General features: G+C 48.8%; 19 protein-coding genes. 3 read left to right on the forward strand and 16 right to left on the reverse strand.

All coding sequences use genetic code 11. The features are described from left to right. Nucleotides 1–25: 25 nt before the first annotated feature. The 9 genes from BLS58_RS01050 to BLS58_RS01090 form a co-directional block, all read right to left on the reverse strand. Complete coding sequence (locus tag BLS58_RS01050) at nt 26–850, reverse strand: purine-nucleoside phosphorylase (protein WP_090395697.1); 825 nt, start codon at nt 848–850, stop codon at nt 26–28. Further along, nucleotides 847–1,680, reverse strand: a complete 834-nt coding sequence (locus BLS58_RS01055) for a purine-nucleoside phosphorylase (RefSeq protein WP_090395698.1) — start codon at nt 1,678–1,680, stop codon at nt 847–849. Before BLS58_RS01055 ends, BLS58_RS01050 begins: the two co-directional genes overlap by 4 nt. Continuing rightward, nucleotides 1,677–2,882 carry a phosphopentomutase gene (gene deoB / locus BLS58_RS01060; RefSeq protein ID WP_090395699.1) on the reverse strand — a complete coding sequence of 402 codons (1,206 nt, stop codon included), beginning with the start codon at nt 2,880–2,882 and terminating at the stop codon, nt 1,677–1,679. Before deoB ends, BLS58_RS01055 begins: the two co-directional genes overlap by 4 nt. 27 nt (nt 2,883–2,909) lie before the next feature. Beyond that, a complete protein-coding gene (gene xerD, locus BLS58_RS01065; protein ID WP_090395923.1) occupies nt 2,910–3,803 on the reverse strand; it encodes a site-specific tyrosine recombinase XerD in 894 nt (297 codons plus the stop codon). 15 nt (nt 3,804–3,818) lie between these two features. Then, nucleotides 3,819–4,037: a DUF4227 family protein gene (locus tag BLS58_RS01070; RefSeq protein ID WP_245723012.1), complete on the reverse strand. Its 219-nt coding sequence runs from the start codon at nt 4,035–4,037 to the stop codon at nt 3,819–3,821. 152 nt (nt 4,038–4,189) lie between these two features. Continuing rightward, the gene (locus tag BLS58_RS01075; RefSeq protein ID WP_090395701.1) at nt 4,190–4,501 is read right to left on the reverse strand and encodes a c-type cytochrome; all 312 of its coding nucleotides are present in this window, start codon (nt 4,499–4,501) and stop codon (nt 4,190–4,192) included. A 143-nt stretch (nt 4,502–4,644) separates the two neighbouring features. Continuing rightward, the gene (fur, locus tag BLS58_RS01080; RefSeq protein WP_090395702.1) at nt 4,645–5,121 is read right to left on the reverse strand and encodes a ferric iron uptake transcriptional regulator; all 477 of its coding nucleotides are present in this window, start codon (nt 5,119–5,121) and stop codon (nt 4,645–4,647) included. 100 nt (nt 5,122–5,221) lie between these two features. Next, nucleotides 5,222–5,878 (reverse strand): stage II sporulation protein M, encoded by a 657-nt coding sequence (gene spoIIM / locus BLS58_RS01085; protein WP_245723013.1) that lies wholly within the window; start codon nt 5,876–5,878, stop codon nt 5,222–5,224. Nucleotides 5,879–5,982: 104 nt separating this feature from the next. Next, the gene (locus BLS58_RS01090; RefSeq protein WP_090395703.1) at nt 5,983–6,519 is read right to left on the reverse strand and encodes an NUDIX hydrolase; all 537 of its coding nucleotides are present in this window, start codon (nt 6,517–6,519) and stop codon (nt 5,983–5,985) included. A gap of 84 nt (nt 6,520–6,603) precedes the next feature. Here BLS58_RS01090 and mciZ point away from each other — a divergent pair, with 84 nt between their 5' ends. After that, nucleotides 6,604–6,735 carry a Z-ring formation inhibitor MciZ gene (gene mciZ / locus BLS58_RS01095; RefSeq protein ID WP_090395704.1) on the forward strand — a complete coding sequence of 44 codons (132 nt, stop codon included), beginning with the start codon at nt 6,604–6,606 and terminating at the stop codon, nt 6,733–6,735. 8 nt (nt 6,736–6,743) lie between these two features. Here mciZ and BLS58_RS01100 read toward each other — a convergent pair whose 3' ends face one another. Then, nucleotides 6,744–7,268 carry a TlpA family protein disulfide reductase gene (locus tag BLS58_RS01100; RefSeq protein ID WP_090395705.1) on the reverse strand — a complete coding sequence of 175 codons (525 nt, stop codon included), beginning with the start codon at nt 7,266–7,268 and terminating at the stop codon, nt 6,744–6,746. A 45-nt stretch (nt 7,269–7,313) separates the two neighbouring features. Here BLS58_RS01100 and uppP point away from each other — a divergent pair, with 45 nt between their 5' ends. Beyond that, on the forward strand, nt 7,314–8,135 hold the full coding sequence (uppP, locus tag BLS58_RS01105; protein WP_090395706.1) for an undecaprenyl-diphosphatase UppP: 822 nt from the start codon (nt 7,314–7,316) through the stop codon (nt 8,133–8,135). A 151-nt stretch (nt 8,136–8,286) separates the two neighbouring features. On the opposite strand, the gene BLS58_RS01110 is transcribed toward uppP, so the two are convergent. From BLS58_RS01110 to mce, 5 genes are all read right to left on the reverse strand, one after another. Next, nucleotides 8,287–8,808 (reverse strand): PTS sugar transporter subunit IIA, encoded by a 522-nt coding sequence (locus tag BLS58_RS01110; RefSeq protein ID WP_090395707.1) that lies wholly within the window; start codon nt 8,806–8,808, stop codon nt 8,287–8,289. A gap of 302 nt (nt 8,809–9,110) precedes the next feature. Continuing rightward, a complete protein-coding gene (locus tag BLS58_RS01115) occupies nt 9,111–9,956 on the reverse strand; it encodes a fructosamine kinase family protein (protein ID WP_176764537.1) in 846 nt (281 codons plus the stop codon). Beyond that, complete coding sequence (locus BLS58_RS01120) at nt 9,947–10,414, reverse strand: low molecular weight protein-tyrosine-phosphatase (RefSeq protein ID WP_090395709.1); 468 nt, start codon at nt 10,412–10,414, stop codon at nt 9,947–9,949. Before BLS58_RS01120 ends, BLS58_RS01115 begins: the two co-directional genes overlap by 10 nt. A gap of 12 nt (nt 10,415–10,426) precedes the next feature. Next, entirely contained in the window at nt 10,427–10,879 is a 453-nt protein-coding gene (locus BLS58_RS01125; protein ID WP_245723014.1) for a YaaR family protein, read from the reverse strand. Between the two features lie 162 nt (nt 10,880–11,041). Next, complete coding sequence (mce, locus tag BLS58_RS01130; RefSeq protein ID WP_090395710.1) at nt 11,042–11,461, reverse strand: methylmalonyl-CoA epimerase; 420 nt, start codon at nt 11,459–11,461, stop codon at nt 11,042–11,044. A gap of 98 nt (nt 11,462–11,559) precedes the next feature. Between mce and prli42 the strand changes: the two genes are divergently transcribed. Beyond that, nucleotides 11,560–11,652: a stressosome-associated protein Prli42 gene (gene prli42, locus BLS58_RS17355; protein ID WP_176764538.1), complete on the forward strand. Its 93-nt coding sequence runs from the start codon at nt 11,560–11,562 to the stop codon at nt 11,650–11,652. A 58-nt stretch (nt 11,653–11,710) separates the two neighbouring features. On the opposite strand, the gene BLS58_RS01135 is transcribed toward prli42, so the two are convergent. Next, a complete protein-coding gene (locus BLS58_RS01135; RefSeq protein ID WP_090395711.1) occupies nt 11,711–12,220 on the reverse strand; it encodes a L,D-transpeptidase in 510 nt (169 codons plus the stop codon).

Here is a 12,220-nt window from a genome sequence, read left to right on the forward strand (position 1 = left end):
CACGGTCTCGAGTCGAGTGTCTCTGTTAAGACAGTTCATTTAAAATTCCTTTTACATACTTCATAAATTTTGGCTTCGTTTTGGCTGCCGTCTCCATCACTTCTTCATGGCTGACGCCCTCGTGGCCGTCGGAAACGGCCATATCCGTGACACAGGAAATCCCCAGGATTTGAAGTTCGGCATGGCGGGCGACGATCACTTCCGGAACCGTGGACATTCCGACGACATCACCGCCCAGGTTCCTAAGCATTGCCAGTTCAGCGGCAGTCATGAAGCTGGGGCCGGAAATCCCCGCGTATACGCCTTCTTGTACGTTGATTCCTTCCTGCTCGGCGACATTTTTAGCAAGCGAGCGCAAAGAGCCGGAATAAGCCTGGCTCATATCGGGAAAGCGTGTCCCTAATTGCTCGTCATTCGGACCGATGAGCGGATTGGTTCCGGTCATATTTAAATGATCCGTGATCAACATGAGATCACCCGGACGAAACGACGGGTTCATGCCACCACAGGCGTTCGTGACGATGAGTGTATGTACGCCGAGCGCTTTCATCACCCGCACCGGAAAAGTGACTTCCTGGGCGCTGTAACCTTCATAAAAGTGGAAACGGCCCTGCATGGCGACGACATTTTTGCCTTCCAGTTGCCCAAGGACGAGACGTCCGGCATGGCCTTCGACCGTGGATGTCGGGAAGCCCGGGATATCTTCATAAGCGATGCGCACGCCTGCTTCGACTTCATCGGCAAGATCTCCCAGGCCGGACCCGAGAATCAAGCCGATATCAATGGGATCATCGCCCAATTTTTGTCTGATGGTATCTGCTGCTTGCTCAATGTCTGTCAGCATGGTCATAATTGTTGTTCCCCTTTCCCTACACGTGTAATGATCCGTGTAACCAGTTCCATAAAGTTGGCGGTTACCTTCTCTGTCGTCTCGATGACTTCTTCATGGCTTAACGGTTGATCGAGAATACCCGCTGCCGCGTTAGAAATGCAGGATATACCGAGCACTCGTGAACCCGCGTGCCTGGCCGCAATTACTTCCGGAACCGTGGACATGCCTACCGCATCAGCACCGAGCGTCCGAAACATCCGTACTTCCGCGGGGGTCTCATACGTTGGGCCGGTCGTTGCCGCGTACACACCTCTTTGCAAAGACAGTTCCATCGCTTTGGCTTCCTGTTCGGCAATGTCTATCAACGCCTCGTCATACGCGCTCGACATATCGGGAAAACGGGGGCCGATCTCATCATTATTTGGCCCGATAAGCGGGTGGTCTCCCATCTGGTTGATATGATCCGCAATCACCATCAAATCCCCCGGGGAAAACGATGTATTCACACCGCCCGCCGCATTACTCACCACAAATGTTTCCACGCCAAGGGCGCTGATCACGCGGGTTGGCAAAACGACTTTCCACATCGGATAGCCTTCATAATAATGAAAACGGCCCTTCATCGCGATCACCGGGACATCCCCTAAATGGCCAATGACAAATTTCCCGTCATGACCGGGGACAGTAGATGCAGGAAAGCCCGGAATGTCTTCATAGGAAATGACCGCATCAGCGTCGATGTTATCGGCGAGCCCGCCTAAGCCGGAACCGAGCGTCACGGCCACTTTCGGTGTGATCGTTGTCTTCTCCCTGATTAAGTCAACGGCTTTTTGTACTGTCTCGTTCATTGTGAACCTTCATCCCCCTCTTCCAGTAAGTTCAGGAAGCTCGTGCCGTGATGGGGCTTGCTCACCCGGAAGTTGTCCGCGATCGTCGCCCCGACATCGGCAAAAGTCTCTCTCGTCCCGAGTGAAAAGCCCGGTTGATTCGCTTTCGTGTACACGAGCAACGGCACTTGCTCGCGGGTATGATCCGTCCCGGGATACGTGGGATCATTTCCATGGTCAGCGGTAATGATGAGCAGATCTTCGTCATTTAGTTCTTCCAGCACTTCCGGCAAACGGACATCAAAGGCTTCGATCGCCTCTCTGTAACCGACCGGATCGCGGCGATGGCCGAACTGGGCATCAAAATCGACGAGATTGAGAAAAGATAATCCTGTAAAATCCCGTTTCACCGATTGCAATAGCTTGTCCATGCCATCCATGTTCGAGTCTGTCCTGATCGCGTGCGTCACACCTTCGCCGTCAAAAATATCGTCAATTTTGCCGATGGCTTCCGAGGTCCAACCGGCATCGGCCAGGGTATTCATCACCGTTGGATGAAAGGGTTTCAACGCGTAATCATGGCGATTCGATGTGCGCTGAAATGTTCCAGGTTCTCCAATAAACGGACGGGCGATGACTCTGCCAAGCATGTAAGGATCATGATAGGTAAGCTCGCGAGCTTTTTCACAAATGCTGTACAACTCATCCAGATCAACGATGTCTTCATGGGCAGCGATTTGCAGGACGGAGTCAGCGGATGTATATACGATAATCGCGCCCTTTTCCATCTGCTCTTCGCCGAGTTCCTGTATAATCGCCGTGCCGGAAGCGACTTTATTTCCGATCACCGGCCGGTTCGTTGCTGTTTCCAGTTGTGTGATTAAATCCGCCGGGAAGCCATTCGAGAAAGTCCGAAACGGGGCATCGACGTAGAGCCCCATGATTTCCCAATGGCCGGTCATCGTATCCTTGCTCCGTGATTTCTCATTCATTTTTCCGTAAAAAGCAAGGGGGTGCTCGACCTGGACAAGCCCCGGGGCCTGTTTGAGATGACCCAATCCAAGTTTATTTAAGTTCGGAATGTGCAGGCCGTTGTTATAACGGGCAATCGAGCCGAGGGTATCGGCCCCTTCATCTCCATAATCGTTCGCATCCTCGGCTTCGCCGATGCCGACGGAGTCCATAACAATGACAAAAATACGGGAAAAATCACGCGTCGTCATGATGATGCCGCCTTTCTAATTTGTAGGTTAAGCGCGTGGGTGGTAAGTATGATAGATGTTCCTGAGATGCTGCCGGGAGATATGGGTATAAATTTGTGTCGTTGTAATATCGGCATGGCCGAGCATTTCCTGGACGACACGAAGATCAGCACCATTTTCTACGAGGTGAGTCGCAAACGAATGACGTAATGTGTGGGGGGTCACCGTTTTATGAAGTCCTGCTGCGGCGACGTTCTTTTTTAATACTTTCCAGAATCCCTGCCTGCTTAACGGTTTCCCCAACCGGTTGACGAAAAGGATGTCATGGGATTGTGTTTTCACGAGTGAGGGGCGTGCTTTCATCCAATATGTTCGGAGCGCCTCAATCGCTTTCGACCCGAGAGGGATGATCCTCTCCCGGTTGCCTTTGCCGATACAGCGGACAAAGCCCATTTCCAAATGGGTGTCATCCAGGGTGAGCGCACACAATTCGGATACACGAAGGCCTGTACCATACATCAATTCCAGCATGGCCGTATCCCTTTGTGCATAGGCATCGTTTCCCTTTGCAGCCGCGGTTAGCAGTGCTTCCACCTCGGCAACCGTTAAAATGACCGGTAATTTTCGTCCCGCTTTCGGGGTTTCAATGAGATCAGCGGGATCGTGATCACTGACCTTTTCCCTCAACAGAAATTGATGAAACACGCGAACCGACGAAGTCATCCGGGCAAGCGACGCCTGGGATCGGCTTTCATTTTTTAGCAAAGTAAGATAATCGACAATATGATGACGTTGAACGTCCCCCCAACGCTCGATATTTGCCGTCGCGACGAGATATTCCGTATAGGCGTACAGATCCCGCCGGTAAGATGCCAATGTATTGTCCGAAAACCCTCTTTCAACGAGCCCGTAGTGCAGAAACTCCTCGATATATGGTGTCAGCTCGTTCACAGTCGCTTACTCCCCGCGTGTCCACAAATACCACAGTCGCTCCCGAAAAGAAAAATCATCCTCCGATTCCCGGTCGAACACTTTAATCGCGTTTCCTTCCGGTTCCTCAAATCTTTCATCCCCTTGATATTCGTCGATCACAAATAGAATACCATAATAAAACATCGCCGTGCAGCCTGCGAAAACGATGAATATCTTCAGTCCATTCCAGATTGTGCGCAACACCAATCGCCTCCGATCTTACCATGTCACTACCATGATATGCCCGAAAAGCGATAGGTTATACGTGGGGCATAATGACGATTTCGCTGATATAATCGCGAGCTCGCGAAAAAAAAGCCTTGCCTATCGTCGGCAAGACATTATCACAACGTCCTTTAACCAGCTTCTTCTTCTACGTATTGAGCCACGGCTTCTGCATCTTCACCGGTGTAAAGGTCCTCGGGCATCGAACCCGGTCCTTCTTCAATAGCGTCCAAAACCTCGTCTTCGTTATATCCGGCAATTGATGGCCCGGTAGTGCCCTCAAAATTTTCACCGTGACAATCGATACAAGAGTCTTCATAAAGCTCCATGCCTTCACCGGCATCGACGGTTTCTTCGCTATCTTTTTCGTCTACTTCACCGTTACAGCCCCCGATGATAAAGGCAGCAGCACCCAGGATAACCAAAGCTCTAGCTCTTTTCATGGATGTAGATCCTCCTCCCCTATTGATGTTTCGTGTACAACCTTCACACACTAATTATACACGTTTTAGCCTATTTTGAAACCACGATATAGGAAGGCAAAATCTATACTAAAAAATCCCTTTCAGTCACTCGCTGAAAGAGATTAGCGTGCGGCCTTTAATAACGGCGACCCCGTTTCATGTTTCGCCTGGCATTCGGAGCAAATGCCGTGAAAGGTGAGGCGGTGATCTTTTATTTTAAACGTCCAGTCAGCTTCGATTTTCTTTTCAACGTCACCGAGGAGGTCCTCTTCGATCTCAGATACAGACCCGCACTGAATGCAAACGAGATGATGGTGAGAATGATTCGCGCCCTCTTTGCGAAGGTCATAGCGCGAGACGCCGTCTCCAAAATTAATTTTATCGACGATTTCGAGTTCATTCAGCAGCTCCAACGTGCGATAAACCGTGGCAAGGCCGATTTCCGGTGCTTTTTCTTTCACCAGTAAGTACACATCTTCTGCGCTCAAATGGTCTTCTTCATTTTCCAGTAATACTTCCACTGTCGCTTCCCGTTGCGGGGTTAACTTGTAGCTTTGCGAATGCAGCTCTTTTTTAATCTGATCCAGACGCGCTGTCATCGGTTCCATCCTCCCTTGTGAGGCATACATTTATTATAGAATCCCGTATGGCAGGTGTCAATCAATAATCATTATCGTTAGTAAATAATAATTATTTTAATTAACTGCCTGAATGCCAATCCACGACCCATTCCAGGAACAGGGGAGAAATAAACGCTTCAATCAGGGCAGCGATCACAACAAAGACGAGCGCTATCACCATCACGATACACATACGTACAAAGATGGGAAAAATCGCTTCCTGTTGACCACTCACTTTTATAAATTGTTGCCGGATCAAGCGCAATGAGAATGCGACAGACAAGACGGAGACGACGATCAGTATAGGCACGATAATCAGGTTTTGCGGAAGCACGGACACGAGTGATAATGAGAATCCGACCACGCCTAATTGATTGACGAGAAAACCGACTGTAAAGCCAACGGTAAGTCCCTTGAGAAAAAGCAGTAACAGAATCAGGGGCGAACCGATGACGGAAAGCCCGAGAATAAACATCAACCCCATATACTTCGCATAATAGCTGAAACTTTGCCAAAACAGAGCGCCCTCACTGGAAAATTGCCCCTGGCCGACTTGATCAAAAAATTGCTGTAAATAAACGAACAAATCTTCTCTTTGTGTCAGGCTCAAGCTGTTCACGACGATGGCGCCGAAAATGATGCCCGTGAAAAAAAGAACAGCTGAGAATATATATAAAGACCGATATTCATTGAAGTGTAAATAGACTTGTCGCTCGATGAAAGGCTTCAACTTCACAAAAAATTCCTCCCCACGCTTGTCCGTTACTGAAACATATGAGAGAGGAACTTATCTTATGATGGCTGCTAGATTTTAGCTTTCAGGCGTCTATCAAGGCGACACTAATCATACTTTGCCACGAGCGACTGAATCGCGAATGCCGTTTTCGCATCTCGCCATGAGCCTTCCCGGAGTGCGGAGCGGGCTTCAGCTATTGTCCACTCCTCTACCGACAGAAATTCATCCGCCTCCGTTTGCGAACGCCCTGCCCGTAAATCCGTCGCCAGATAAAGATGAATGAGCTCATCGGCGAACCCCGGAGACGTGTAAAAACATGCCATTTCCTGCAAGTGACCGGCTGTATATCCGGTTTCCTCCTGCAATTCGCGCGCGGCCGTTATTTTTGCCTCCTCTTCTGCTTCCCTTTTCCCGGCCGGTATTTCCAGCAGAAATTCTTCCGTGGCCTTCCGAAACTGGCGCACGAGCGGGATTTTCCCGTCCTCGTTTACGCCGATAACCGCCACCGCCCCCGGATGTTTGACAACCTCCCGTTTGCTCGTCTTCCCGTCCGGAAGTTCAACGTCATGTACTTCCACATCGATAATTTTTCCTTGATAAAGCGTTTCTTTTTGGATCGTAGGTTCGTGACTGGACGACATCGATATACCCCCTTCTATGTATAAAAAAAAGATTCGAATCATAGAACAGTAGCACAACTCATCATAGACGAGGAGTGCTCTAAAATGAAAATTTATAAATCCCCTGATAAAGTCGTTATTCAGGGCAAGGCGTGGCAAGTGCTGCACTTGTTGAAGGAGTATCGCAAACACTTCGAAAACGTCCGCGACTGGACGAATGCCGGGAAGCGCAAATAACGCCTTCGTTAAAGGAAAGGTTGTATTCGCTCATCGAGCATCTCTTCAGTGAGCTCCCCGCGGTGGACATCGACGATAATGCCTTCTTCATTGATAAAATACGTCTGGGGGAGTCCGTCCCTAAGAGGGTAATCGTCGGCGAATTCCCCGTCTTCGTCAAAGACGATCGGCATGGACACGGGATTTTCCTCTAAAAACGCCAGCGCTTCATCAGGACTGCGCTCCGTCGTGGCCATGTTAACCGCTATGACATGAACACCTTCGTCTTCGTAATTTTGATGCGCATCATCCAGAACGGGAAACTCACGAATACAGGGTTCACACCACGACGCCCATAGATTCACAATCACAAAGTTTTCATCAAAATCGCTTAAGCTTATGTTTTCCCCGTTTTGCTGGGGCAGATCAAAGTCAGGGGCTTGTTCTCCCTGGTTGACACCGACCGGCGGAGAGGATACATTTTGATAGACGATGCCACCAACCACTGCCAAGGCGACGAGCACCACCCCGATACTTAACCATTTTTTTACCATTAGTTTTCACCCTTGTTTCACCTATTGAAAGGAGCCTAACGCTTTATGAGTATCATTGAAGCTATCATCTTTGGAATTGTACAAGGCCTTACTGAATTTTTGCCAATATCAAGTACCGCCCATATCATCATCTTGCAATGGCTGTTTGGCATCGAATTTGAAGGCCTTACGTTTGAAATTGTCTTACATGTTGCGTCTGTGCTCGCGGTGCTGCTGTTTTTCCGGCACGATGTGATCGCCATTATCCGCGGGTTCATCCGCTTTCTCGTGCAAAAAGATACGGGTGAACGCGCATCGTTTTTATTCGGTCTCTACTTGCTTGTGGCCACCGCCATCACCGGGATACTTGGGCTTATCCTGGAAGACTACGCGGAATACTATTTAAAATCACCCCTGGTGATCGGTGGTGCCCTGCTTTTAACAGGGATTTTCCTGTTGGTGATCGAACGGATTCATTATCGCTATACGCGTGCGGCCGAGGATATGACGATGCTGGACGCTTTCATCATCGGACTCGCCCAAACACTTGCGGTCATTCCCGGTGTTTCACGCTCAGGCTCGACACTCATTACGGCACTCGCGATTGGCATCGATCGCAAAACAGCGGTCCGGTTCTCCTTTCTGCTCGCCATCCCGGTGATCGCAGGCTCCTCGCTCCTCGCGGTCGGAGACATTGTCCAGGGTGGTTTCGCGGAAGGAAACGTTGTCGCTTTAATCTTATCGTTCGTCGTCACGTTTATCTTCTCGATCATTGGCATCAAGTGGCTGATCCAATGGCTGGAAAAAAGCAAGCTGTACTACTTCGCCATCTACTGTTTTGTGATTGGATTCGTCGTCATCTTCTTCCTGGATCCGACCGTCGTGTAACACTTTATACGAAGGTAAAAACGATTGTCAAAAGAAAGTGACCCCTTAAACAACGGGGTTACTTTTTTCGCAGATAAGAAAGTATAACTTTCTTATCATGCATAAGTGCAACTAAGGCTTTCGCCAGGCTTGGCGATAAGCCAAGTTTTCTTTATGCTGTTTGCTCCTCGGATTGCATCTGTACGTCCGCGACCAATGTTTCGCCCGCTTTTAATGGCTGCTCCTCATCCAGCAACTTAAGCTCACCGATTTGCCTTCGGTCTATAAAAATGACAGCGGACACGGCGCTTATACCATGTTCACGCAGGACATCCAGGTCCGCCGTGATTAAAGGCTTCCCCACTTTAACCTGATCTCCTGTTTGTACGTGGATCTGCAATCCTTCGCCTTGCAAACGAACCGAGTCCAAACCGACGTGCACGAGCACATCGAGTCCTTCTTTCGATTGCAACAAAACCGCGTGTTTCGTCGGAAATGTGTGGATAACCTCTCCTCTCACAGGGGAGACGATGTCGCCATCCTCAGGGTCAACGGCAAACCCGGGCCCCAGTTTTTCATGGGCAATCGTCGGGTCTTCGACATCTTCCAAGCCTATAAGGGAGCCATTGGCTATGGCATGCACGTCAACGTAATCATTTCGTGCTTTTATCTTTGAAACCATACGTTTAATCATATTAATCACTCCAATCTCCAGATTTTTTCATCGGGACAAGAGCTTAAAAACGTCAGACATTCGCGAGTGTAGGGCGAGGAAAGGGAAAGGCGATGGAGAGGCATTTTACAAGCTGGCGCGTACGCGAAGCAGACAAACAACATACGTTGGATGATCTTGCCTACTTGCTCCTACTTTTATTATTCAGTCTTTCTTTTTTTTATGCAAGGTATATGCTGATAAAGTCAAAAAAACGTCAATGGAGCAGGGATCCATTGACGTACTCTTCCTAGCTGCCAGAGATGCGAGGAGAAATATTTCCGTTATTGATAGGATGCCAATATCCGATCGACACTTGGGCCATACATTTCCCCAAACATATTCAAGTGGGCAAACAGAAAATACAACTGATAGACGGGGAGGATTGTCTCTTCGGCGTCATAACGTTCCACTTTTTCATGATAACGGGCCATCGTACGCGCGGAATAGCCGCCGAACAGGCTCATCGTCGCCCGGTCATAGGCGGGATCGCCATAGGAAATCGCCGGGTCGATTAAATGGGGAACGCCGTGAGCGCCCACCATCCAATTGCCTGCCCATAAATCGCCGTGTAAAAGCGCGGGTTCGGACGGCTCCGGAATCCATTTGTGCAGGTTATCGATAAGCTTCTGAGCCCTTTTTTTGCGTTTTTCCGGTAGTCTCCCGCGTTGGTCAGCCATTTCCATTTGCGGCCATAACCGATATGACGCGTAAAACGCTCTCCAGCTTTCTTTCTCGGCATTGTACTGAGGGAGCGTGCCGATAAAATTGTCCTCGTCAAAGCCAAAATCATTTCCATTGGCCGAATGCAGAGCGGCAATGACGTCTCCCAGTTGCTCTTCCGTTTCTGCTGTTCTGCGACCTTCCACCCATGACAACAGCAGAAAATGTTCTCCCGTGTCCACAACCTCCGGCACGTGTACGCCGTCAACACTGCCGAGAATCGCTAATTGTTTCGCTTCTTTTTGAAAGAAGCGAGGTGAAGGGTCCTCACGCCATTTTAAGAAAAACTGTTCGTATTCCGTGTGAACTCGGCAAGATTGATTAATGTCGCCACCACCTACGGGTGTGATCTCTGTATTTTCCTTAAGTCCTGATTCACGTAATATGTGCGGTGGAATTACAGCCATTCTTCTTTCACCTCTTCGAGGAGTGTATTGCATGCGCTGTCGATCATGGCATACACTTCATCGAAATTCCCGGTGAAAAACGGATCGGGGACATCATTTTCATCGGCATCTTCGGCATAATCGAGCAAGCGGGTAATTTCAACTTCCTGGTCGGGTTTTTTTAACGTGTGTAAATGTCCAAGATTCTCAGCGTCCATGGCCACGACTATATCAAATTGTTCCAAATCGTCTTCTATAACCTGACGGGCCTTCATTCCACTTGAATCAATGTCGTTTTCAGCTAGAATATCCAGCGTCCCCTCATGGGGAGGGTTACCTACGTGCCAATGCCCCGTGCCGGCCGATTCAATATGTATCTGCTCCTCTAAACCGCTCGCGGATACTTTTTGTCGGAGAATCGCTTCCGCCATTGGAGAACGGCAAATATTGCCCAAACAAACGAATAAAATATTAACCACTTACAACACCTCTTATAGATATAAATTCAATAATAATCCCCGAATTTCACCGACGTGTGCTAAAATGTCTAAATGGTTCGTTTCGTTCTTGAGGATATCATTCGTCATCTGTGTTAATTTTTCGTCCACTTCCTTGACAATCGTGTAAGAATGCGATCCCCTTCGGTTGAAATCACGTTGAGCTTCGAGCTGCCGGCTGTGTTGGACCGTCTCATCGATGAAGGTTTGGAGCAATTTTTTGTATTCGCGAAGCTCCTCTGCCGTCCTGAAGTCGGCTAGCCGCTTTCCCTGCTCTTCTATTTTAGACATGGCCGCTTGATAACGCTCAGCGTTAAGCGATTGACGCTGCTGATTCATGACCTCCTGAAAATTATGAGTGCTGATACTTTCCCGGGAAGCTGTAGATTTAAACTTCCTGGGCATTTGTGACTTGGGATCCGCCTTCGCGAGACGCTCTATATTCAACGGAAGCCCTCACCTCCTCCTCACGTCATAAACGGTTCTTATCTGTCATTATGACTGAGAAAAAGATGAGGTTCAACGTTCAAGCGGCATTTCTACTGTTCCTCAATCGCCCGGATACCTTCAATTGGGTTATTTTTACATTTCGGAGGACGATAAAATTGCCTAGCGTTCATTCTTCTCAACCAACTCATATAGAACCCCACCGGAGACGCTCGGATTGAGGAAGGCGACCTTCTGACCTCCAGCGCCGGTGCTAACGGTTGAACTTAAACATACGGATGCATCTTCGCGATTTAATTCCTGTACACAAATTGCAATATCTTCAACCTGAAAAGCCACATGGTGCAGCCCCTCACCTTTACTGACGATAAAACGGGCAATGGGACCGTCATCATCCAGTGGTTCCAAAAGTTCAATATTGACCTCACCGACGGCGAGAATGGCAACCTTCACTTGTTGATGGGGGACGTCTTCAACAGCAAGCAGCGACAAACCTAAAACATCCTGATAGTAGGGCAAACGTTCTTCGATGGAGCGAACGGCGATGCCGATGTGGTCTATTTTTGTCGGAGGTTTTTCCATAAAAATATTACCTTTCCTTCCATGAATAACACTTGTGCAAAAAAGTAAAAACTCGTAAAATAGGAAACATAGAATATGTTCGCTGGAGGGATTCACTTATGCCTCGAAGCTTTCAAAGGACGATTGTTTATGTCATGATTTTTGTATTAGTCGTCGGCACCTTTTTAGCCGGGTTCGGTGCCATGATATAGGGAGAAGCATTTAGAACGAGAAGGAGACCCCTTTCTCGTTCTTTTTATTATAGCCGGATTATAACACCCCGTTATCTGCGGCGATATCGGCCATTTCCTTTTCCGGCTCCGTGCCGATCCATACTTTTGTGCCGATGGGCACTTGATCATAGAGTTCATTTACTTCTTCGTTATGCATGCGGACACAACCGAGAGACACATTCTCTCCGATACTGCTGTCATCATTCGTTCCATGTATGCCGTATGTACGACCATCTGAAGCGGCGGCATCGAATCCGATCCAGCGGCTTCCGAGCGGATTGTCAGCATCTCCGCCTTCGATGTCCTGGGCGCGGTAATAAGGCTCTTTCGCCTTGACGGAAACGGCGAAAATGCCTTCGGGGGTCGCCTCTGCGTCTTTGCCCGTGGCCACATCATACACGTCTTGCAATTCGCCATTTTCTGCCCAGCCAAGTTCATGCGTCGCTTTATTGACCATAATAAAAGGTTCGCCCGGAAACGGTTCCAGATCCATGGGCCACAACGGTGCAAAGAGCATGAGAGCGGCCATTAACCCTTTTACGTACAT

It is taken from the genome of Natribacillus halophilus, from assembly GCF_900100185.1.
GTDB classification, from domain to species: Bacteria; Bacillota; Bacilli; order Bacillales; family Marinococcaceae; genus Natribacillus; species Natribacillus halophilus.